This is a genomic window from Pseudomonas sp. B21-059, from assembly GCF_026016285.1.
Lineage (GTDB): Bacteria > Pseudomonadota > Gammaproteobacteria > Pseudomonadales > Pseudomonadaceae > Aquipseudomonas > Aquipseudomonas danubii.
This window is the reverse complement of record NZ_CP087201.1, coordinates 2,028,592-2,051,822: the sequence shown is the minus strand read 5'-3', so window position 1 is coordinate 2,051,822 and position 23,231 is coordinate 2,028,592. Positions and strand designations below refer to the sequence as shown.

The 23,231-nt window shown below is 62.2% G+C and carries 17 protein-coding genes; 8 read left to right on the top strand and 9 right to left on the bottom strand.

The features are described 5' to 3' along the window. Nucleotides 1-95 precede the first annotated feature (95 nt). Nucleotides 96-2,471, bottom strand: coding sequence for a phosphoenolpyruvate synthase (ppsA, locus tag LOY69_RS09375; RefSeq protein ID WP_102878970.1), 2,376 nt, complete (start codon nucleotides 2,469-2,471; stop codon nucleotides 96-98). A 174-nt stretch (nucleotides 2,472-2,645) separates the two neighbouring features. Between ppsA and LOY69_RS09370 the strand changes: the two genes are divergently transcribed. After that, on the top strand, nucleotides 2,646-3,464 hold the full coding sequence (locus LOY69_RS09370) for a pyruvate, water dikinase regulatory protein (RefSeq protein ID WP_102863851.1): 819 nt from the start codon (nucleotides 2,646-2,648) through the stop codon (nucleotides 3,462-3,464). A 73-nt stretch (nucleotides 3,465-3,537) separates the two neighbouring features. Here LOY69_RS09370 and LOY69_RS09365 read toward each other — a convergent pair whose 3' ends face one another. Further along, nucleotides 3,538-4,962, bottom strand: coding sequence for a PLP-dependent aminotransferase family protein (locus tag LOY69_RS09365; RefSeq protein WP_110595251.1), 1,425 nt, complete (start codon nucleotides 4,960-4,962; stop codon nucleotides 3,538-3,540). A gap of 93 nt (nucleotides 4,963-5,055) precedes the next feature. On the opposite strand from LOY69_RS09365, the gene LOY69_RS09360 reads away from it, so the two are divergent. After that, on the top strand, nucleotides 5,056-6,009 hold the full coding sequence (locus tag LOY69_RS09360; protein ID WP_170003335.1) for a DMT family transporter: 954 nt from the start codon (nucleotides 5,056-5,058) through the stop codon (nucleotides 6,007-6,009). Nucleotides 6,010-6,133: 124 nt separating this feature from the next. On the opposite strand, the gene prpD is transcribed toward LOY69_RS09360, so the two are convergent. The 6 genes from prpD to LOY69_RS09330 all read right to left on the bottom strand — a co-directional run bounded on the left by prpD (nucleotide 6,134) and on the right by LOY69_RS09330 (nucleotide 14,641). Continuing rightward, entirely contained in the window at nucleotides 6,134-7,618 is a 1,485-nt protein-coding gene (prpD, locus tag LOY69_RS09355; RefSeq protein WP_265074412.1) for a 2-methylcitrate dehydratase, read from the bottom strand. A gap of 164 nt (nucleotides 7,619-7,782) precedes the next feature. Continuing rightward, a complete protein-coding gene (gene prpF / locus LOY69_RS09350) occupies nucleotides 7,783-8,973 on the bottom strand; it encodes a 2-methylaconitate cis-trans isomerase PrpF (protein ID WP_123392274.1) in 1,191 nt (396 codons plus the stop codon). Nucleotides 8,974-9,034: 61 nt separating this feature from the next. Beyond that, complete coding sequence (gene acnD, locus LOY69_RS09345) at nucleotides 9,035-11,629, bottom strand: Fe/S-dependent 2-methylisocitrate dehydratase AcnD (protein ID WP_265074411.1); 2,595 nt, start codon at nucleotides 11,627-11,629, stop codon at nucleotides 9,035-9,037. A 202-nt stretch (nucleotides 11,630-11,831) separates the two neighbouring features. Beyond that, entirely contained in the window at nucleotides 11,832-12,959 is a 1,128-nt protein-coding gene (gene prpC / locus LOY69_RS09340; RefSeq protein WP_102878965.1) for a 2-methylcitrate synthase, read from the bottom strand. A 69-nt stretch (nucleotides 12,960-13,028) separates the two neighbouring features. Further along, nucleotides 13,029-13,922 carry a methylisocitrate lyase gene (gene prpB, locus LOY69_RS09335; protein ID WP_102863857.1) on the bottom strand — a complete coding sequence of 298 codons (894 nt, stop codon included), beginning with the start codon at nucleotides 13,920-13,922 and terminating at the stop codon, nucleotides 13,029-13,031. Further along, a complete protein-coding gene (locus tag LOY69_RS09330; RefSeq protein WP_102863858.1) occupies nucleotides 13,919-14,641 on the bottom strand; it encodes a GntR family transcriptional regulator in 723 nt (240 codons plus the stop codon). The genes prpB and LOY69_RS09330 overlap by 4 nt, the downstream gene beginning before the upstream one ends. Before the next feature lie 267 nt (nucleotides 14,642-14,908). On the opposite strand from LOY69_RS09330, the gene LOY69_RS09325 reads away from it, so the two are divergent. From LOY69_RS09325 to pabB, 4 genes are all read left to right on the top strand, one after another. Further along, nucleotides 14,909-15,445 (top strand): ATP-dependent zinc protease, encoded by a 537-nt coding sequence (locus tag LOY69_RS09325; RefSeq protein WP_102863859.1) that lies wholly within the window; start codon nucleotides 14,909-14,911, stop codon nucleotides 15,443-15,445. A gap of 5 nt (nucleotides 15,446-15,450) precedes the next feature. Beyond that, nucleotides 15,451-16,983, top strand: a complete 1,533-nt coding sequence (locus LOY69_RS09320) for an inactive transglutaminase family protein (protein WP_102863860.1) — start codon at nucleotides 15,451-15,453, stop codon at nucleotides 16,981-16,983. Beyond that, nucleotides 16,983-17,969: an alpha-L-glutamate ligase-like protein gene (locus LOY69_RS09315; protein ID WP_265074410.1), complete on the top strand. Its 987-nt coding sequence runs from the start codon at nucleotides 16,983-16,985 to the stop codon at nucleotides 17,967-17,969. The genes LOY69_RS09320 and LOY69_RS09315 overlap by 1 nt, the downstream gene beginning before the upstream one ends. A 163-nt stretch (nucleotides 17,970-18,132) precedes the next feature. Next, complete coding sequence (gene pabB, locus LOY69_RS09310) at nucleotides 18,133-19,476, top strand: aminodeoxychorismate synthase component I (protein WP_265074409.1); 1,344 nt, start codon at nucleotides 18,133-18,135, stop codon at nucleotides 19,474-19,476. A 114-nt stretch (nucleotides 19,477-19,590) separates the two neighbouring features. Here the strand turns inward: pabB and thrH are convergent, their stop codons facing one another. Then, nucleotides 19,591-20,208 (bottom strand): bifunctional phosphoserine phosphatase/homoserine phosphotransferase ThrH, encoded by a 618-nt coding sequence (gene thrH, locus LOY69_RS09305; protein ID WP_015634738.1) that lies wholly within the window; start codon nucleotides 20,206-20,208, stop codon nucleotides 19,591-19,593. Between the two features lie 175 nt (nucleotides 20,209-20,383). Between thrH and LOY69_RS09300 the strand changes: the two genes are divergently transcribed. Then, nucleotides 20,384-21,118 (top strand): phosphoadenylyl-sulfate reductase, encoded by a 735-nt coding sequence (locus LOY69_RS09300; protein WP_102863863.1) that lies wholly within the window; start codon nucleotides 20,384-20,386, stop codon nucleotides 21,116-21,118. 526 nt (nucleotides 21,119-21,644) lie between these two features. Beyond that, entirely contained in the window at nucleotides 21,645-23,192 is a 1,548-nt protein-coding gene (locus LOY69_RS09295; protein WP_265074408.1) for an NCS1 family nucleobase:cation symporter-1, read from the top strand. Nucleotides 23,193-23,231: the final 39 nt, after the last annotated feature.

Here is a 23,231-nt window from a genome sequence, read left to right as displayed (position 1 = left end):
TTGCACAAAAAAGGGCGGCATCCAGAAGAAGCACGCCCTGCTTGAATCTTCAAGAGCCGGCCAGCCTCACGAGCGACCGACTCTTCGTTCACCGATTACGCCGCGCCCTGGCCTTCAGCCAGGAAGAACCAGGTTTCCAGCACCGAGTCCGGGTTCAACGAAACGCTTTCAATGCCCTGCTCCATCAGCCACTTGGCCAGATCCGGATGGTCCGAAGGCCCCTGGCCGCAAATGCCGATGTACTTGCCAGCCTTGTTACAGGCGGCAATGGCATTGGCCAGCAGTTTCTTGACCGCAGGATTACGCTCGTCGAACAGGTGGGCGATGATCCCGGAGTCGCGGTCCAGGCCCAGGGTCAGCTGGGTCAGGTCGTTGGAACCGATGGAGAAGCCATCGAAGTACTCGAGGAACTCGTCAGCCAGGATGGCGTTGGACGGCAGTTCGCACATCATGATCACGCGCAGGCCGTTTTCGCCACGCTTGAGGCCGTTTTCAGCCAGCAGATCAACCACTTGGCTGGCTTCGCCCAAGGTACGCACGAACGGCACCATGATTTCGACGTTGGTCAGGCCCATCTCGTTGCGCACGCGTTTCAGCGCGCGACACTCGAGCTCGAAGCAGTCACGGAAGGATTCGCTGATGTAACGCGAAGCACCGCGGAAGCCCAGCATCGGGTTTTCTTCTTCCGGCTCGTAGAGCTTGCCGCCGATCAGGTTCGCGTACTCGTTGGACTTGAAGTCCGACAGACGCACGATGACCTTCTTCGGCGTGAACGCTGCCGCCAGGGTGCTGATGCCCTCGACCAGCTTGTCGACATAGAAGTCCACCGGATCGTGGTAACCGGCGATGCGCTTGTCGACGCTGTCCTTGATCTCCTGCGGCAGCCCGGCGTAATTCAACAGCGCCTTGGGGTGCACGCCGATCATGCGGTTGATGATGAATTCCAGGCGAGCCAGGCCCACGCCGGCATTGGGCAGTTGGGCGAAGTCGAAGGCGCGATCCGGGTTACCGACGTTCATCATGATCTTGAACGGCAGCTCCGGCATGGCATCCACCGAGTTCTTCTTGATGTCGAAGCCCAGTTCGCCTTCAAAGATGAAACCGGTGTCGCCCTCGGCGCAGGAAACGGTCACGCCCTGGCCATCTTTCAGCAGCTCGGTGGCGTTGCCGCAACCGACCACCGCAGGAATACCCAGCTCGCGAGCGATGATTGCCGCGTGGCAGGTACGGCCGCCACGGTTGGTGACAATGGCGCTGGCGCGCTTCATCACCGGTTCCCAGTCCGGGTCGGTCATGTCGGAGACCAGCACGTCACCTGGCTGGACCTTGTCCATCTCGGAAACGTCCTTGATGATCCGCACCTTGCCGGCGCCGATGCGCTGGCCAATGGCACGGCCTTCCACCAGCACGGTGCCGGTTTCCTTGAGCAGGTAGCGCTCCATGACATTGGCCTGGGTGCGGCTCTTCACGGTTTCCGGACGGGCCTGGACGATGTACAGCTTGCCGTCGTCGCCGTCCTTGGCCCATTCGATGTCCATCGGACACTGGTAGTGCTTCTCGATGATCATCGCCTGCTTGGCCAGCTCGCTGACTTCCGCATCGGTCAGGCAGAAACGCGCGCGATCGGCCGCGTCCACGTCGACGGTCTTCACCGAACGCCCGGCCTTGGCTTCATCGCCGTAAATCATCTTGATCGCCTTGCTGCCCAGGTTGCGGCGCAGAATGGCCGGGCGACCGGCTTCGAGGGTGTTCTTGTGGACGTAGAACTCGTCCGGATTGACCGCACCCTGAACCACGGTTTCACCCAGGCCGTAGGCGCCGGTGATGAATACCACGTCACGGAAGCCTGACTCGGTGTCGAGGGTGAACATCACGCCGGCAGTGCCGGTTTCCGAACGGACCATGCGCTGCACACCCGCAGACAAGGCCACCAGCTTGTGGTCGAAACCCTGGTGCACGCGGTAAGAAATGGCGCGATCGTTGAACAGAGAAGCAAACACTTCCTTGGCCGCGCGAATCACGTTATCCACGCCACGGATGTTGAGGAAGGTTTCCTGCTGGCCGGCGAAGGAGGCGTCCGGCAAGTCTTCAGCGGTAGCCGAGGAACGTACGGCTACGGCGATGTCCGGGTTGCCCGCCGACAAAGCGGCGAAAGCGGTGCGGATTTCGGTGTTCAGGCGCTCGGGAAACTCGGCTTCCATGATCCATTGACGGATCTGCGCACCGGTCTTGGCCAGGGCGTTGACGTCATCGACATCCAGCGCATCGAGGGCGGCATGGATCTGGTCGTTCAGACCGCTCAACTCAAGAAAATCACGATAAGCCTGAGCTGTCGTGGCGAAGCCACCAGGGACCGATACGCCCGCACCTGCGAGGTTGCTGATCATCTCGCCCAGGGATGCGTTCTTGCCCCCCACATGCTCAACATCGTGTTTGCCGAGCTTATCGAGGGAAACTACGTACTCTACCAAGGTGATCTCTCCACTAACTGTGTTGGAAAAGCTCAGAAGCCGGCTGCTCTTTGGAGCGTTTGCCCGCTATATGGCCTGGACCTGGAAAATAAGTGAGAATGCGGGCCATTCCCGGCCGACAAATCGCGCCTATCATATCCAAGAATCGTCACTAGCTTAAGGCCCAAGCCGCAAATGAAACGATCTGCTTTCTTTATCTCCGACGGTACCGGCATCACAGCGGAAACCCTCGGCCAGAGCCTGTTGGCGCAGTTCGAAAACGTTACCTTCAGCAAATTCACGCGGCCGTATATCGACAGCATGGAAAAAGCGCGGGCCATGGTACAACAAATCAATATAGCCGCCGAAAAAGACGGCTATCGGCCGATTATCTTCGACACCATCGTCAATCAGGACATTCGTGAGATCCTCGCCACCTCCAATGGTTTCATGATCGACATCTTCTCGACCTTCCTCGCCCCCCTGGAACAGGAGCTCAGCGAGCACTCTTCCTACTCCGTCGGCAAGTCCCATTCCATTGGCCACAACTCCAACTACATGGAGCGGATCGAGGCGGTGAACTTCGCCCTGGACAACGACGACGGTGCCCGCACTCACTATTACGACAAGGCCGACCTGATCCTGGTGGGCGTGTCGCGCTGTGGCAAGACCCCGACCTGCCTGTACATGGCCATGCAATTCGGCATCCGTGCGGCCAACTACCCGCTGACCGAAGAAGACATGGAGCGCCTGCAACTGCCCAACGCCCTGCGCGCCCACAAGCACAAGCTGTTCGGCCTGACCATCGACCCGGACCGCCTCACCGCGATCCGCAACGAGCGTAAGCCCAACAGTCGCTATTCCAGCTACGCCCAGTGCGAGTTCGAAGTGCGTGAGGTGGAAAACCTGTTCCGCCGCGAAAACATTCCCCACATCAACTCCACGCATTTCTCGGTGGAAGAGATCTCGGCCAAGATCCTCGTGGAAAAAGGCGTGGAACGGCGCTTCAAGTAAGCATCGACGCCACTTCAGCCGATCCGATGTGGCAAGCACGCGCCCTTGCCACATCCACACCGCCTTCAGCGTCTCACCACCCCGGCAATCCAGGCTCCTGGCTTAACGCCGCAGCCAGCGCAGCAAAACCCTCAGTCAGTTTCCGATCATCGGCAGTGGTATTGCAGACACTGGCACGAATGAACTGCGGCACCCCTGCCTGGCCTACGGCAAAGGCCTCGGCCGTGGCCACCAGATAGTGCTGCTGCTTCAGATGCGCTTCGATCTCCGAGGCCCGCCAGGGCTCGGGAACCTGAATCCAGAAATGCGGGCATGCCTGCGGACTGCGCCACTCCAACCCTTGCAGCAAACCCGCCACCAGCCCCTTGCGACGAGTGATCTCGGCCATTTGCTGCTGACGCAGGCGTTCGGCAATGCCGTCGTCGATCCACCCGGCAGCCAGCTCCAGGGCTAACGGCGTGGCCATCCAGCAGGTTGCCCGCAGCGCTGCGGCCAATCGTCCCACCAGAGGCTGCGGCCCATGCACGAAGCCGACCCGCAACCCAGCCGCCACAGCCTTGCTCAGGCTGCTGATCAGCACCGTGCGCTCCGGGGCAAAATGCGCCAACGGCGCCGGGCGCCGATCCATCAGCACGGCATGGGTTTCGTCTTCAAGAATCAACAGATTGTGTCGCCGACAGACCTCGGCAATGGCCTCCCGCCGCGTCGGGGACTGCACCGCCGTGCTGGGATTCTGCAAGGTCGGCGTGCAATACAAGGCCGCCAGCCGGTGATGCCGGCACGCCTCCTCCAGCGCCTCGGGCAACAGCCCCTGCTCATCCATGGGCAACCCCAGCAACTTGATCCCCAGCATCCGCGCAGTGCTGATCAGACCCGGATAGGTCAGGTGTTCGGTAGCCAGGGTATCCCCGGCCTTGAGCAGCGCCAGCAAGGCGACATGCAAGCCGTGCTGCGCCCCGTTGACGCAAATGACCTGCTGGGGATCAACCTGCAATCCCTCTTGGCTCAGCCAGCGGGCGCCGGCCTCGCGATAGCGCGCCAGCCCGGCTTCCGGGCTGTAGCGAGCCACCTCCAGCAACCCCTGGGGATCTTCCGCCAGCGCCCGCAGGCTCTGGGCGATGTAACGACTCTCCGAACCGGGGATATGGGTATTGCGACTCATGTCGAACAGCGCGGGCGACTCGTCTCCGACAGTGCGGAACCCCGAATCACGCTGACGCTGCAAACCGTCCTGGCGCACATAAGTGCCATCACCGACCCGCGCCACCACCTGCCCCAGGCGCTCCAGCTCGGCATAGGCACGGCTGATGGTGCCGATGGTCACGCCCAGTTGATCGGCCAGCAGCCGGTGGGGAGACAGTTTGCTACCGGGCGCCAGCAGGCTTTGCTCAATGCCCTGGTCCAGGGCCTCTGCCAGCCGCTTGTACTTGGGCCCCGAGCCCTCCTGCAACGCGGAACGCAACATTGACACCATGTCAATACTTACTTTGACAGCCATCATTTACCCCAATAACGTGCTTTACAGGTTCAATCACCGGAAATGACTCGCCAAATATAGGGGTCAATTGCCAATCACGAAAGGAATGTCAGTGTGAACACCCTCACGGCAGCACCTACCACGCCTGTGTCATCGCGCCAGTGGCTCGCCACGCTGGTGACCTGCACCCTGTTCCTGATTGTCTGCCTGAGCTGGGGCACCACCTGGCTGGGCATCAAGATTGCCGTGGAGAGCGTGCCGCCGCTGACCGCCGCCGGGCTGCGCTTTCTGATCGCCTTCCCGCTGTTCGCCTGCTTTGCCTGGCTGCGCCGCGAACCACTGATGTTTCCCAAAGGCAGCCGGGGTTTCTTGCTGTTCGTCACCTTGTGCTACTTCAGCCTGCCCTACACCTTGCTCAACTACGGCGAGGTCCACGTCTCCTCGGGCCTGACCGCGCTGCTGTTCAGCTGCATGCCGGTGTTCATCCTGATTTTTTCCGCCTTGCTGTTGCGCGAGAAGATTCATCTGGCACAACTGCTGGGCATCGCTGTCGGCTTCGCCAGCCTGTTCCAGATCATCCGCGGCCAGGGCCTGCTCAGCGATCACAACGAACTGTCGGGGGTACTGGCGATTCTCGGCGCGGCGCTGCTGCATGCACTGTGCTACGTGGTCACCAAGAAACACGGCAGCGCCATCAGTGTCATCACCTACAACACCTTGCCAATCGGCATCGCCGGTTTGCTGCTGTGCCTGGCGGGGCTGGGGATTGAGCAACCGGACTTTGCCGCCATCAGCCCGCGTTCCTGGGGCGCCTTGCTGTATCTGGGGCTGGCTGCTTCGGTGGGCGGGTTCATTGTCTACTTCTTCCTGCTCAAACGACTGAACCCGGTGATCCTGTCCTTCGTGTTCATTATTTTCCCGGTGTTCGCGGTGATCATCGGCGCCTGGTACGAAGGACAGAGCCTGTCCCGGGACTTGCTGCTGTACTCCGCCACCCTGCTCGGCGGCTTTGCCATCACCAAATTGCCATTGGATAAATGGCTGTCCAGAACACCTGCCCAAGACTAAAGGAACTCAGTAGCGGCGAGTTTGCTCACCAACCCCATCGGAACGCCGGGTTCGCCCGGCGAACCGGTGTCATCACTGACATTCATCGCGAGCAAACTCGTCCCTACAAAGGGAGAAGGTTGCCTCAGATCACCAGCAAATCGACGAACCTATGCACCGGTGTCGCCTCCAGGCGCGCCGGGTCCTTGCACAGTTGGAAAATCTGCGTCGAACGCTGGGCGGTGAAGCGCGTGGCCAGATTGGCCTTGAACTTGTCCTCCAGCAATGGAATGCCTTCGGCGCGGCGACGACGGTGACCGATGGGATATTCCACCGCCACCTGCTCGGTACTGGAGCCGTCCTTGAAGAACACCTGCACGGCATTGGCGATGGAGCGCTTGTCGGCCTCCAGGTATTCACGGGTGTAACGCGGGTCTTCGACGATCTCCATCTTGCCCCGCAACTGATCGATGATCGGATGCGCTGCGTGGAAATCATCTTCATAGTGCTCGGCCACCAAGGTGCCGAACGCCAGGGGCACAGCGGTCATGTATTGCAGGCAATGATCACGATCGGCGGCATTGGCCAAGGGGCCGACCTTGGAAATGATGCGGATCGCCGATTCATGGGTGGTGATGACGATCCGGTCGATCTCGGGCAAGCGATTGCGCACCAGGGGATGCAAAGTCACCGCCGCTTCACAGGCGGTCTGCGCGTGGAACTCCGCTGGGAAGCTGATCTTGAACAGGACGTTTTCCATCACGTAACTGGTGTACTTCTGCGGCAGGCTGAAACAGCGCTGCGCCTCGGGCTTCAACGCCAGGTCCTTGTTGGTGTGACTGAACAGCACGTCATAGAAGCCCCATTGCGGCGCCGTCAGGACACCGGGAATCCCCATCTCGCCACGCAGGGCGATGTCCGCCAGACGCACCCCACGGCTTGAAGCATCGCCCGCCGCCCAGGATTTGCGCGAACCGGCATTGGGGGCATGACGATAGGTCCGCAGCGCCTGGCCGTCGACAAAGGCATGGGACAGCGCCGCCAGCAACTGCTCGCGGTTGGCACCCATCAGCTTGGCGCAGACCGCTGTGGAGGCGACCTTTACCAACAGCACATGATCGAGACCGACCCGGTTGAAGGAGTTTTCCAGGGCCATCACTCCCTGGATCTCATGGGCCATGACCATCGATCGCAACACATCGCCCATGGTCAACGGCGCTTCACCATTGGCCACACGCTTTTGCGAGAGATGGTCGGCCACCGCGAGAATGCCGCCGAGGTTGTCCGAGGGATGCCCCCATTCGGCCGCGAGCCAGGTGTCGTTGTAATCCAGCCAACGCACGATGCAGCCGATGTCCCAGGCCGCCTTCACCGGGTCCAGGCGATAGCTGGTGCCGGGAACCCGGGCACCGAAGGGCACCACCGTGCCTTCGACGATCGGTCCCAGGTGCTTGGTGCATTCAGGGAAACGCAGGGCCAGCAAGCCGCAGCCCAAGGTATCCATCAGGCAATTGCGGGCGGTATCGAGGGCTTCCCGGGAGTCGATGACGTAGTTCAGGACATAGTCGGCAATGTCCTGCAAAACCGGGTCGTAATCGGGACGGTTGTTCAGGTCAACGTTGGCGCTCATGAGTGCTTCACTCCTGTTGCAAGGTTGTGGGTAGCGGTGATTCCTCAGGTACAGGTCAATAACGGCATCGCAGGTCTGCGCCTGCTCAGCGATTCAATAACAACATCACGACTGGCGGTGGTGGCGAGGGAGCAAGCCCCACCGCCACGCCAGCGTGGCTCTGCTTAGAAACTGTCGCCAGGCACTCGCACCCAGCCTTCCATCAGTACTCGGGCGCTGCGGCTCATGATGGCCTTGACCACCGTCCAGTCACCGCCGCTTTGAGTGGCTTCGGCGCCGACGCGCAAGGTGCCCGAAGGGTGACCAAAACGTACCGCGCTGCGCGCGCCGCCACCGGCCGCCAGATTGACCAGGGTCCCGGGAATCGCTGCGGCGGTGCCGATGGCCACCGCGGCGGTGCCCATCATCGCGTGATGCAGCTTGCCCATGGACATGGCCCGCACCAGCAGGTCGACGTCACCGGCCTTGATCGCCTTGCCGCTGGAAGCCTGGTAATCCGCCGGCGGCGCCACAAAGGCCACTTTCGGCGTGTGCTGACGCTGGGCGGCTTGGTCCAGGTGCTGAATCAGGCCCATGCGCAGGGCGCCGTGGGCGCGGATGGTCTCGAACATCGCCAGGGCCTTGGGGTCGCCATTGATGTCGCCCTGCAGCTCGGTGCCGCGATAACCGATGTCCGCCGCGTTGACGAAGATCGTCGGAATCCCGGCATTGATCAAAGTCGCCTTGAAGGTGCCGACACCGGGGACTTCCAAGTCGTCCACCAGGTTGCCGGTGGGGAACATCGAACCACCGGCGCCCTCTTCCTCGGCCGCCGGATCGAGGAATTCCAACTGCACTTCGGCCGCCGGGAAGGTCACGCCGTCGAGCTCGAAATCACCGGTTTCCTGAACCTCGCCGTTGGTGATCGGCACGTGGGCGATGATGCTCTTGCCGATATTGGCCTGCCAGATACGCACCACCGCCACGCCGTTCTGCGGAATGCGCGCCGGGTCCACCAGGCCGCTGCTGATGGCGAAGGAGCCCACCGCCGCCGAGAGGTTGCCGCAGTTGCCGCTCCAGTCGACGAAGGCCTTGTCGATGGCCACCTGGCCGAACAGGTAATCGACGTCGTGATCGGCCTTGATGCTCTTGGACAGAATCACCGTCTTGCTGGTGCTGGAGGTGGCACCGCCCATGCCGTCGATCTGCTTGTCATAGGGATCGGGGCTGCCGATCACCCGCAGCAGCAGGGCATCGCGGGCCGCGCCCGGCAACTGCGCGGCCTCGGGCAGGTCCTTGAGGTTGAAGAACACACCCTTGCTGGTGCCGCCACGCATGTAGGTGGCCGGAATCTTGATTTGCGCTACAAATGCCATGGATTTCTGGTCCTGATAAAGACCGGGGGCGGCGCCTTGCGGCCCGCCCCCGGTACGTCATTTAGCTGGCGACTGCCGATTCCAGGAAGTCCTGGGCGAAGCGTTGCAGCACCCCGCCCGCCTCGTAGATCGACACCTCTTCGGCGGTGTCGAGGCGGCAGGTTACCGGCACCTCCAACCGCTCGCCGTTGCGGCGGTTGATCACCAGGGTCAACTGCGCTCGTGGTGTGCGTTCGCCGATCACGTCGTAGGTTTCGGTGCCGTCGATGCCCAGGGTCTTGCGGTCGGTGCCCGCCAGGAACTCCAGGGGCAGCACGCCCATGCCCACCAGGTTGGTGCGGTGGATGCGCTCGAAGCCTTCGGCGACGATCGCCTCCACACCCGCCAGGCGCACGCCCTTGGCCGCCCAGTCGCGGGACGAGCCCTGGCCATAGTCGGCGCCGGCAATGATGATCAGCGGCTGCTTGCGCTGCATGTAGGTTTCGATGGCTTCCCACATCCGCGTCACTTTGCCTTCCGGCTCGATGCGCGCCAGGGAACCCTGCTTGACCTTGCCGTTTTCCTCGACCATTTCGTTGAACAGTTTCGGGTTGGCAAAGGTCGCGCGCTGAGCGGTCAGGTGGTCGCCACGGTGGGTCGCGTAGGAGTTGAAGTCCTCTTCCGGCAGGCCCATTTTCGCCAGGTACTCACCGGCCGCACTGTCGAGCATGATGGCGTTGGACGGCGACAGGTGGTCGGTGGTGATGTTATCCGGCAGCACCGCCAGCGGGCGCATGCCCTTGAGGCTACGCTCCCCGGCCAGGGCCCCTTCCCAGTAAGGCGGACGGCGGATGTAAGTGCTCTGCGGACGCCAGTCGTACAGCGGCTCGACTTTCGGACCGGTGTCCTCGTGGATGGCGAACATCGGAATGTAGACCTTGCGGAACTGCTCCGGCTTCACCGCGGCCTTGACCACGGCGTCGATTTCTTCGTCGCTCGGCCAGATGTCCTTGAGGCGGATTTCCCGGCCGTTGGCGTCCAGGCCCAGCACGTCCTTCTCGATATCGAAGCGGATGGTGCCGGCAATCGCGTAGGCCACCACCAGCGGCGGCGAAGCCAGGAACGCCTGCTTGGCATAGGGGTGGATACGCCCGTCGAAGTTGCGGTTGCCCGAGAGCACGGCGGTGGCGTACAGGTCGCGATCGATGATCTCTTTCTGGATCACCGGGTCCAGGGCGCCGGACATGCCGTTGCAAGTGGTGCAGGCAAAAGCCACCACGCCAAAGCCCAGTTGCTCCAGCTCATGGCCCAGGCCGGCCTCTTCCAGGTACATGGCCACGGTTTTCGAACCCGGAGCCAGGGACGATTTGACCCACGGCTTGCGGGTCAGCCCCAGCTTGTTGGCATTGCGCGCCAGCAGGCCGGCAGCAATCACGTTGCGCGGGTTGCTGGTGTTGGTGCAACTGGTGATGGCGGCGATGATCACCGCGCCGTCGGGCATCTGCCCCGGCACTTCGGACCAATGCCCGGCGATGCCCTTGGCCGCCAGGTCGCTGGTGGCGACCCGCGCGTGGGGGTTGCTCGGCCCGGCCATGTTGCGCACCACCGACGACAGGTCGAACTGCAGGCCGCGCTCGTAACGCGCGCTCTTCAGGCTGTCGGCCCACAGGCCAGTGTGCTTGGCGTAGCTCTCTACCAGACGCACTTGTTCGTCTTCACGACCGGTGAGCTTGAGGTAATCGATGGTCTGCTGGTCGATGTAGAACATCGCCGCGGTGGCACCGTATTCCGGGGCCATGTTGGAGATGGTGGCGCGGTCGCCCAGGGTCAGGGCCGCGGCGCCTGCGCCGAAGAACTCCAGCCAGGCTCCCACCACTTTCTGTTTGCGCAGGAACTCGGTCAGCGCCAGCACCATGTCGGTGGCGGTGATCCCGGGCTGCAACTTGCCAGTGAGCTCAACACCGATGATTTCCGGCAAGCGCATCCACGAAGCGCGACCGAGCATGACGTTCTCGGCTTCCAGGCCGCCCACACCGATGGCGATCACACCCAGGGCATCCACGTGCGGGGTGTGGCTGTCGGTGCCGACGCAGGTATCCGGGAAGGCCACCCCGTCGCGCACCTGGATCACCGGGGACATTTTCTCCAGGTTGATCTGGTGCATGATGCCGTTGCCCGGCGGGATCACGTCGACGTTCTTGAAGGCTTTTTTGGTCCAGTTGATGAAGTGGAAACGGTCTTCGTTGCGCCGGTCTTCAATCGCCCGGTTCTTGTCGAAGGCGTCCGGATCGAAGCCGCCGCACTCCACGGCCAGGGAGTGGTCGACGATCAACTGGGTCGGCACTACCGGGTTGACCAGCGCCGGATCACCGCCCTGGTCGGCGATGGCGTCGCGCAGGCCGGCCAGGTCCACCAACGCAGTCTGGCCAAGGATGTCATGGCACACCACGCGGGCTGGGAACCAGGGAAAGTCCAGGTCGTCACGACGTTCGATCAACTGGCCCAGGGACGCCTCGAGGGTCGCCGGATCACAGCGACGCACCAGGTTCTCCGCCAGCACGCGGGAGGTATAGGGCAGGCTGTCGTAAGCGCCTGGCTGAAGCGCATCGACCGCCGCACGGGCGTCGAAGTAGTCCAGCTGGCTGCCGGGCAGCGTCTTGCGAAATTCAGTGTTCATGGTCAGGGGACTCGATCACGGTAGTTTCAAAGGGAGCGCCTGGCACCGTGTTGAATGGACATCTATCCCTTGTCGGAGCGACCTGGCTCGCGATGACTGAAGCAGATCCGACATGGCTGTCGGCTGATCCATCGCTATGGCGAGCAAGTTCGCTCCTACAGGTTTGTGGTTCATTCAAGCCACAGTGCCGACACCCTCCCGGTCAGCGGCGTTCGATTGGCACGAACTTGCGCTGTTCAACGCCGATGTACTCGGCGCTTGGACGGATGATGCGGTTGTTGCCACGCTGTTCGAACACATGAGCAGCCCAGCCGGTCAGGCGCGAACACACGAAGATTGGCGTGAACAGCTTGGTGGGGATGCCCATGAAGTGGTACGCCGAGGCGTGGTAGAAGTCGGCGTTGGGGAAGAGTTTCTTCTGCTCCCACATGGTCTTGTCGATGGCTTCGGATACCGGGAACAGCACCTTGTCGCCCACTTCGTCGGCGAGCTTCTTCGACCAGCCCTTGATCACCTCGTTGCGCGGGTCGTTGTCTTTGTAGATCGCGTGACCGAAGCCCATGATCTTGTCCTTGCGCTCCAGCATCCGCAGCAACTCGGCAGTCGCCTCCTCGGGGCTCTGGAAGCGCTCGATCAGCTCCATGGCTGCCTCGTTGGCACCACCGTGCAGCGGGCCGCGCAGCGAACCGATGGCTGCAGTAATGCACGAGTACAGGTCCGACAGGGTCGAGGCACAGACCCGGGCGGTGAAGGTGGAAGCGTTGAATTCGTGCTCGGCGTAAAGGATCAGCGAGACGTTCATCACCTTGACGTGCAACTCGCTGGGCTTCTTGCCGTGCAACAAGTGCAGGAAGTGGCCGCCGATGGTCTGCTCGTCGCTGACACAGCTGATGCGCACGCCTTCGTGGCTGAAGCGGTACCAGTAGCACATGATCGCCGGGAAAGCCGCCAGCAGACGGTCGGTGACGTCATGCTGCTGGGAGAAGTCCGCCTCCGGCTCGATATTGCCGAGGAACGAGCAGCCCGTACGCATCACGTCCATCGGATGGGCCTGGGCCGGAATCCGCTCCAGCACTTCCTTGAGCGCCTGAGGCAGGTCCCGCAGCTTGCTCAGCTTGGCGCTGTAAGCGGCCAGTTGCTCCTGGGTCGGCAGATCGCCGTACAACAGCAGGTAGGCCACTTCCTCGAACTGCGCATCGGCCGCCAGTTCGCGCACGTCATAGCCGCGATAGGTCAACCCGGCACCGGCCTGGCCCACGGTGGACAGCGCGGTTTGCCCGGCCACCTGTCCGCGCAGACCTGCGCCACTCAATACTTTTGCTTCGGCCATTGCTCTCTCCAATCTTGAATTTGTTAGGGACTTGGCAACTTCATCAACGGTTTGTTCGTGGTTCGCGAATCAACCTTTCTTCTGCGCGAACAGTGCGTCGAGCTTCTGCTCGAAGCTGTGGTAGTCGATGCGCTCGTAGAGCTCCATGCGGGTCTGCATGGTGTCGATCACGTTCTGCTGGGTGCCATCGCGACGGATCGCGGTGTAGACGTTTTCCGCCGCCTTGTTCATGGCACGGAACGCCGACAGCGGGTACAGCACCAGGGAAACATCCACGGATTTCAACTGTTCGGTGGTGTACAGCGGAGTCGCGCCGAATTCGGTGATGTTGGCCAGGATCGGCGCTTTCACCCGGTCGGCGAAGATCTTGTACATCTCAAGCTCGGTGATGGCTTCCGGGAACACCATGTCGGCACCGGCCTCGATGCACGCCGCGGCACGTTCCAGGGCCGACTCCAGGCCTTCCACCGCCAGGGCGTCGGTACGCGCCATGATCACGAAACTGTCGTCGGTGCGGGCATCCACCGCGGCCTTGATGCGGTCGACCATTTCCTGCTGGGACACGATCTCTTTATTAGGGCGGTGACCGCAGCGCTTGGCGCCGACCTGGTCCTCGATGTGGATCGCCGCCGCGCCGAACTTGATCATCGACTTGACGGTGCGGGCCACGTTGAAGGCCGAGGAACCGAAACCGGTATCCACGTCCACCAGCAGCGGCAGGTCGCAGACGTCGGTGATGCGGCGCACGTCGGTAAGGACGTCGTCGAGGCCGGTGATGCCCAGGTCAGGCACCCCGAGGGAACCGGCGGCGACCCCGCCGCCAGACAGGTAGATCGCCTTGAAGCCGGCGCGCTTGGCCAGCAGGGCGTGGTTGGCGTTGATCGTGCCCACCACTTGCAATGGCTGTTCGCTGGCGACCGCATCGCGGAAACGCTGGCCTGGAGTGCTCTTGTTGGAACTCATGACTCACCTCGTGGAGTGGCTGTCTGATGGGCGCTGTCCTGGTAGTGACGCGCGATGTTGCGTTTCGAGGCGCCGATGTGGCGGCGCATCAGTAGCTCGGCCAGTTCGCCGTCGCGATCGGCAATGGCGTCGAGAATCCGGTGGTGTTCGGCAAAGGCCTGGTGCGGGCGGTTGGGGGTCGCGGAGAACTGGATGCGATACATGCGCACCAATTGATACAGCTCGCCACAGAGCATTTGCGTGAGGGTACGGTTGCCCGCGCCCTGGATGATCCGGTAGTGGAAGTCGAAATCCCCTTCCTGCTGGTAGTAACCGACCCCGGCCTGGAACGCCGCATCGCGCTCATGGGTATCGAGCACCCGGCGCAATTCGTCGATTTCCTCGCTGGTCATGCGCTCCGCCGCCAGGCGACAGGCCATGCCCTCCAGGGATTCGCGAATTTCGTAGAGTTCGATCAGCTCGGCGTGGCTCAGGGATACCACCCGGGCCCCGACATGAGGCACCCGCACCAACAGGCGCTGGCCTTCCAGGCGGTGGATGGCTTCGCGCAGCGGGCCGCGACTGATGCCGTAGGTTCGGGCCAGCTCAGGCTCGGAGATCTTGCTGCCCGGGGCGATCTCGCCCTTGACGATGGCGGCCTGGATGCGCCGGAAGACGTTTTCGGACAGGGTCTCAGAATCGTCCTGTGTCGGCAGCGGATGTTCCAGTTGATCCAACATATTGTCGACACCTTTAAAATCAATGAGGCAAAAACTAGCCAATACCCCCTAAACAGTCAAAGGAAAAATTGAGATTGTCGACAATCGTCTAATAACCCTTTGCACCCAAACGAGACAAAAGGCCCGCCCCCGACGCTGGCGCCATAAAACCAGCATGCTAGAATGCTGCCCGCATTGGCCTGTCATCTTTTTATGACACGCATACGAGGGAGCTTGCGCAGCAATGCCGGTCGCCTTGAACTGAAGAACCCAAGCCCATCAGGATCTATGAGACTCAAGGCCCTTCCCCTACTCCTCTGTCTGCCTGCCCTGCCCGGTCTCAGTGCCGCCGCCGGCAAGACGGTCTACGGTTTGAACGAGTACGCGCATCTATCAGGTATCGACCTGGAAGTTGCTGCCAAGCTCGACACCGGCGCCAAGACTGCGTCCTTAAGTGCCCGCGACATCAAGCGCTTCAAGCGCAATGGCGAGTCCTGGGTGCGTTTCTATCTGGCCATCGACACCGCCCATTCCCACCCCATCGAACGGCCCCTGGCCCGGGTCAGCAAGATCAAGCGCCGCGCCGGCGACTATGATCCCGATGAGGACAAGAACTACACCGCGCGTCCGGTGATCGCTCTGGATGTCTGCATGGGCAGTGCCTTGCGCAGCATCGAAGTGAACCTGACCGACCGCAGCACTTTCCAATACCCGCTGCTGATTGGCTCCGAAGCGCTGAAACGCTTCGACGCGCTGGTCGACCCCAGTCTTAAATACGCTGCTGGCAAACCCGCCTGCGCCACCGACGCTCATACCGCAGAGTAATTCCAATGCGCTCTCTTACCCTTCATCTGAAAGTCCTGATCGCCATCCTGGTGGTGCTGGGCATTTCGATCACGGCCTATCAGATCTTCGTGCTCGGCATTCCGGTGACCGAAGACGCCACCGACGATCTGTGGAACATCGACGCCAAGGTCGAGTTCGTCGCCAACGGCAAGGACCCGATCAAGATCCAGATGTTCGTGCCGCCCCTGAGCCGCGACTACGTGAGCCTCAACGAGAGCTTCATTTCCAACAACTACGGGGTGGCGGTCAACCGCGTCGACGGCAACCGCAAGGTCACCTGGTCGGCACGCCGGGCCAAGGGCAACCAGACCCTGTACTACCGCCTGGTGCTGACCAAGCGCTACAGCGCCGAGAAATCCAAGGTCAAGGGCCCGACCTTCCGCGACAGCATGGCCGTGGAAGGCGCGGAAAAGATCGCCGCCGAAGCCCTGCTGGCGCCAATCCGCCAGCACTCGGCGGACGTCGAGACCTTCATCAGCGAAGCCATCAAGCGCGTCAACAACGCCAATGACGACAACGCCAAGCTGCTGCTGGCCGGCGACCCCTCCAGCGCCAACAAGGCCAGGATCGTCGAGCTGCTGCTGTCCATCGCCCACGTGCCGATGGAGAAGGTCCACACCATCCGCCTGGTGGCCGATCAGCCGCAGACCCCGGAACTCTGGCTGCGCAGCTTCAACGGCACCGACTGGCTGTACTTCAACCCGGAAACCGGCGAACAGGGCATGCCCAGCGACCGCCTGCTGTGGTGGACCGGCGATGACAACCTGATCACCGTCGATGGCGGCAAGAAGGCCAACGTCACCTTCAGCCTCAACAACAGCGAAATGAACGCCATTCGCCTGGCCAAGCTGACCGACGAGAACACCGACGCCAACTTCCTCGAATACTCGCTGTACGGCCTGCCGCTGCAGACCCAGCAGACCTTCATGATCATGGTGATGATCCCCATCGGCGTGCTGGTGATCCTGGTGTTGCGCAACCTGATCGGCCTGCAGACCCTGGGCACCTTCACCCCGGTGCTGATCGCCCTGGCATTCCGCGAGACCCAGTTGGGCTTCGGTATCGTGCTGTTCACGGTGATTACCGCGCTGGGCCTGTCCTTGCGCTCGTACCTGGAACACTTGAAGTTGCAGATGCTGCCGCGGCTGTCGGTGGTGCTGACCTTCGTCGTGGTGCTGATCGCCGCCATCAGCCTGTTCAGCCACAAGCTGGGCCTGGAGCGCGGGCTGTCGGTGGCACTGTTCCCGATGGTGATCCTGACCATGACCATCGAACGCCTGTCCATCACCTGGGAAGAACGTGGCGGCGGCCACGCGATGAAAGTCGCCATTGGCACCCTGTTTGCCGCGTCCCTGGCGCACCTGATCATGAGCGTGCCGGAGCTGACGTACTTCGTCTTCACCTTCCCGGCGATGCTGCTGATCCTGGTGGGCTTCATGCTGGCGATGGGTCGCTACCGCGGCTACCGCCTGACGGAGCTCGTGCGTTTCAAAGCCTTCGTCAAGGCTGACTCCTGATGTTCGGCCTGTGGAAAACCTGGAAAGCCCTGGAAGCGCGGGGAATCATGGGCATCAACCGGCGTAATGCCGACTACGTGCTCAAGTACAACAAGCGCAGCCTGTACCCCATCGTCGATGACAAGATCATCACCAAGGAGCGGGCGATCAAGGCCGGCATCCATGTGCCGGAACTGTACGGGGTGATCTCCACCGAGAAGGAAATCGACAAGCTCGACGAGATCATCGGTGGGCGCAACGACTTCGTGATCAAGCCGGCGCAAGGCGCCGGTGGTGACGGCATCCTGGTGATCGCCGACCGCTTCGAAGGCCGCTATCGCACGGTGTCCGGGAAGATCATCAGCCATGAGGAGATCGAGCATCAGATCTCCAGCATCCTCACCGGCCTGTATTCCCTGGGCGGCCACCGCGACCGGGCACTGATCGAGTACCGGGTGACCCCGGACCAGATCTTCAAGAGCATCAGCTACGAAGGCGTGCCGGACATCCGCATCATCGTGCTCATGGGCTACCCGGTGATGGCCATGCTGCGCCTGCCAACCCGCCAGTCCGGAGGCAAGGCCAACCTGCACCAGGGCGCCATTGGCGTCGGTGTCGATCTGGCTACCGGCCTGACTCTGCGCGGCACCTGGCTGAACAACATCATCACCAAGCACCCGGATACCACCAACGCCGTGGACGGCGTGCAACTGCCCTACTGGGACGGTTTCATGAAACTGGCAGCCGGCTGCTACGAGCTCTGTGGCCTGGGCTACATCGGCGTGGACATGGTGCTGGACCAGGACAAGGGCCCGCTGATTCTCGAGCTCAACGCCCGGCCCGGGCTGAATATCCAGATCGCCAACGACTGCGGCCTGACCCAGCGTACCCACGCTATTGAAGCCCACCTTGAGCAACTCAAGGCCCGGGGCATCGAGGAAGCCGTCGAAGAGCGGGTGCGCTTCGCCCAGGAGCTGTTCGGCCACATTCCGCCGGTGGAAGGCTGATAACGGCTGCCGCGGGGTGCGAAGGCAATTTTCGCAGCCTGCGGCAGCGGCTACAGGTCGGTGAATGCGCCCTGAATCAGGCAATCGCCGACATACCCTCTAGGAGCAATTCCTGCACAGGCATACAATCGCCAACCGCGCTCCGATGGCTGATTTGCCCCGCATGTTGACCTGTTCCGTACACCCGCTTCCTTATCGCGCCAACCCCGCCGAGTATTTCGCGGCAATCGAACACGCCCCCGGTGCCGTGCTGCTGGACAGCGGCCGGCCCGCTGCCGAGCGCGGTCGCTATGACCTGCTCAGTGCCTGGCCGCTGGCCGAGCTGACGGTGGCCGCCGACGAACGTGGCGGCGACTTCCTCCAGCGTCTGCGGCACAACCTGCAGCAACTGGGCCCGGCCGAGGTCCCGGCGCCCTATGAACTGCCCTTCGCCGGCGGCCTGATCGGCTACCTCAGCTACGACTTCGGCCGCCACCTGGAACGCCTGCCGAACCTGGCCCAGGATGACCTGCACCTACCGGACGCGCGCTTTGGCCTGTATGGCTGGGCGCTGATCAATGACCACCAGACGGGCACCAGCCAACTGCTGTTCCACCCCAGCCTGGACACCGCCGAACGCCAGCGCCTGATCCAGCTGTTCAACCAGCCACTGCCCGCGTCGCAGTCGGCATTCAAGCTGACCAGCGCCATGCAGCCTGATCTGAGCGCCGAGGATTACCGCCAGGCCTTCCAGCGCATCCAGCACTACATCCAGGCCGGCGACTGCTATCAGGTGAACTTCGCCCAGCGCTTTCGCGGCCAGTACCAGGGCGATCCCTGGGTCGCCTACTGCGCGTTGCGCGCGGCCTGTCCGACGCCCTTCTCCGGTTTTCAGCGCCTGCCGGACGGTGGCGCGGTGCTCAGCCTGTCGCCGGAGCGCTTCGTTCATGTCAGCCAGGGCCGGGTGGAAACCCGGCCGATCAAGGGCACTCGTCCCCGGGGCCGGGACGCCGCAGAAGACGCCGCCAACGCCGCCGAGCTGCTGGCCAGCCCAAAGGACCGCGCGGAAAACCTGATGATCGTCGACCTGCTGCGCAACGACCTGGGGCGCACTTGCCGCACCGGCTCGGTGCGCGTGCCGGAGCTGTTCAGCCTGGAAAGCTACCCCAACGTGCACCATCTGGTGAGCAGCGTGACCGGCGAGCTGGCGCACGACAAGGACGCCCTGGACCTGATCGCCGGCAGCTTCCCCGGCGGCTCGATCACCGGCGCGCCGAAGATCCGCTCGATGCAGATCATCGACGAACTGGAGCCCACGCGACGGGCGCTGTACTGCGGCTCGCTGCTGTACCTGGACGTGCGCGGGGAAATGGACAGCTCGATCGCCATCCGCAGCCTGTTGGCCAAGGACGGGCAGATCTGTTGCTGGGGCGGTGGCGGAATCGTCGCAGATTCGGACTGGCAGGCGGAGTACCAGGAATCCATCACCAAGGTGCGGGTGCTGCTGGAAACGCTGCAGGAGCTCTGAACCCCTGTAGCCGCTGCCGCAGGCTGCGACAAGCCCCGCAGGGGCTTCAAGACCTCAAGAGCGACGCCTGCTTCGGAGTCGATCGCAGCCTGCGGCAGTGACTACAGGTGCTGCTTACAGGCTCAAGGTGCGGTTGGAAGCCTTGATGAATTCCTGCTTCAGCTCGGCAAAACTGTGCACCGCGGGGAACTGCGGGAACTCGCGGATCACGTTGTCCGGGGCATGGAACAGGATGCCGGCATCGGCCTCGCCGAGCATGGTCGTGTCGTTGTAGGAATCCCCGGCAGCGATGACCCGGTAGTACAGGCTCTTGAAGGCCAGCACCGATTGACGCTTGGGATCCTTCTGGCGCAGCTGGTAACCGGTGACCCGACCGCCGTCATCGGTGATCAGGCGGTGACACAGCAAGGTCGGGAAACCCAGTTGGCGCATCAGGGGCTGGGAAAACTCATAGAAGGTGTCGGAGAGGATCACCACCTGGAAGCGTTCGCGCAGCCAGTTGACGAACTCCACCGCGCCGTCCAGGGGCTTGAGGGTGGCGATCACTTCCTGGATGTCGGACAGCTTCAGGCCGTGCTCGTCGAGAATCCGCAGGCGCTGCTTCATCAATACGTCGTAGTCGGGAATATCCCGGGTGGTTGCCTTGAGGGATTCAATCCCGGTTTTTTCGGCAAAGGCGATCCAGATTTCCGGGACCAAGACACCTTCCAGATCGAGACAGGCAATTTCCACAAGACACTCCCATTGGTTCTGATTATTGAAGTTGAGCGAGCAAAAGGACTGCCGAACTCTAGCGATTCGCCTGCGCAGGCGCAACGCAGAGGAGCGCGCCAGGGCCGCGTGGATTTTGTTAAGATCGCCCCCCTATAGAGCGCACAGCGCCACCGACCTGTAGGAAACCGCCCTGATGACCCCATCGTTCGACGTCGCTGAACTCGCCGCGACCTATGCCAACAAATCCGCCCAGGACATTCTCAAGCTGGCCTTCGCCCAGTTCGGTGACGACCTGTGGATCTCCTTCAGCGGCGCCGAGGATGTGGTGCTGGTGGACATGGCCTGGAAGCTCAACAAGAACGTCAAGGTGTTCAGCCTGGACACCGGGCGCCTGCACCCGGAAACCTACCGTTTCATCGATCAGGTGCGTGAACACTACAAGATCGACATCGAACTGATCTCGCCGGACCACAGCAAGCTCGAACCCTTCGTCAAGGAAAAGGGCCTGTTCAGCTTCTACAAGGACGGCCACGGCGAATGCTGCGGCATCCGCAAGATCGAACCGCTGCGACGCAAACTGTCCACCGTCAGCGCCTGGGCCACCGGCCAGCGCCGCGACCAGAGCCCGGGCACCCGCAGCCAGGTGGCGGTGCTGGAGATCGACAGCGCCTTCTCCACCCCGGAACGTCCCCTGTACAAGTTCAACCCGCTGGCGCAGATGAGCAGCGAAGAGATCTGGGGCTACATCCGCATGCTGGAACTGCCGTACAACAGCCTGCATGAGCGCGGCTTCATCAGCATCGGCTGCGAGCCCTGCACCCGCCCGGTACTGCCCAACCAGCACGAGCGCGAAGGCCGCTGGTGGTGGGAAGAAGCCACCCAGAAGGAATGCGGCCTGCACGCCGGCAACCTCATCAGCAAAGCCTGACCCTCCCCCTTCTCCCCTGGAACCGGCTTGCCGGCGAAAGCCCCTCGCCCTGAGGACGCGTTCGCCGGCAAACGGAACGCCAACCGACGCACCCGCAAAACCTGTACACATAAATGTCACCAAGGGTGCCATTTATGTGTGCACTTTCAGCACCCTCCGCCCCAAAAAGTGACAGGCCTTTCTGCCGTCAGCATTCATACGACAGCCAATCGCATCCGCCGAAAAATAAATACCTGTTCAAACGGTCAATTTTTAATCCATCTGTTTCATACAGTTAGAAGCAATCCATAACAAAACGAAATCAGCAGCCGATTTCATAGTTTCAAAACTGGCACAGAAGTGGCTTTAGTCGACCTATGTTTTGTATACAAAAACAGCAAAACATACATACACTAACCGTCCGCACGCCTGATCCACGACTCAAGCTGCAGATGCCCAGAACCCAGTGATTCCGCCCCTGCGACGAAGATTGTCGAGCCTTGCGCTCAAGCACAGTCATCCGGGGCCGGAATCAGGAGCCGCCGGAATGCACACCAGCCCTTCCAACAACATCGCACTGGATCTGCCCTCCTCGCCGCACTCGCACCACCTGCAACAGCCCATCGCCACAACCGACCCGGACAGCGTCATCCTCAGCCCGCGCCTGCACAACCGCGACCTGGCGCCAACCAAGGTCGAAGGCCGGCGCTGGGGTGGCTACAGCATCTTTGCCCTGTGGACCAACGATGTGCACAACATCGCCAACTACTCCTTTGCCATCGGCCTCTACGCCCTGGGCCTGGGTGGCTGGCAGATCCTCCTGTCGCTGGGAATAGGCGCGGCGCTGGTGTACTTCTTCATGAACCTGTCCGGCTACATGGGACAGAAGACCGGGGTGCCGTTCCCGGTGATCAGCCGCATCAGCTTCGGCATCCATGGCGCACAGATACCGGCACTGATCCGCGCGGTGATCGCCATCGCCTGGTTCGGCATCCAGACCTACCTGGCCTCGGTGGTATTTCGTGTGTTGCTCACGGCCATTCATCCGGGGTTCGCCGACTACGACCACAACTCGATCCTCGGCCTCTCGAGCCTGGGCTGGGCCTGTTTCGTGCTGATCTGGCTGGTGCAGTTGGTGATCCTCGCCTACGGCATGGAGATGATCCGCCGCTACGAAGCCTTCGCCGGGCCGATCATTCTGCTGACCGTGGCCTGCCTCGCCGGGTGGATGTACACCCAGGCCGACGGGCAGATTGCCTGGTCGATCCGCGAACCTTTGACCGGCGCAGAAATGTGGCGGCAGATCTTCGCCGGCGGCGCCTTGTGGCTGGCGATCTACGGCACGCTGATCCTCAATTTCTGCGACTTCGCCCGCTCCTCGCCGTGCCGCAAGACCATCAAGGTCGGCAACTTCTGGGGCCTGCCGGTGAACATCCTGGTGTTCGCCACCATCACCGTGCTGCTGTGCGGAGCACAGTTCCAGATCAACGGCCAAGTCATCGAAAGTCCGACCCAGATCATCGCCTCGATCCCCAACACCCTGTTCCTGGTCCTGGGTTGCCTGGCCTTCCTGATCGTCACCGTGGCGGTGAACATCATGGCCAACTTCGTCGCACCGGCCTTCGTCCTCAGCAACCTGGCCCCCAAGTACCTGACCTTCCGCCGCGCCGGGCTGATCAGTGCGGCGCTGGCGGTGCTGATCCTGCCGTGGAACCTGTACAACAGCCCGCTGGTGATCGTGTACTTCCTCTCCGGCCTCGGTGCCCTGCTAGGCCCGTTGTACGGGGTGATCATGGTGGACTACTGGATCCTGCGCAAAGCCCAGATCCACGTGCCACAGCTGTACAGCGAAGACCCGCAGGGCGCGTACTTCTACAGCCGCGGGGTCAATCTGCGAGCGGTGGCGGCCTTCGTGCCCGCGGCGCTGATTGCCATCGTACTGGCCCTGGTGCCGGGCTTTGCCAGCGTCTCGCCCTTTTCCTGGCTGATCGGCGCCGGCATCGCCGGCCTGCTGTACCTGATCATCGCCAAGCGCCAGCCCGGTTACGCGGACGTCAGCGGCGAATCCATCGCCGTGGAAAACGTCAGTCATTGAAACTGAACGGCCCGGTGCGCCGGGCCTTGAACTGCCCAA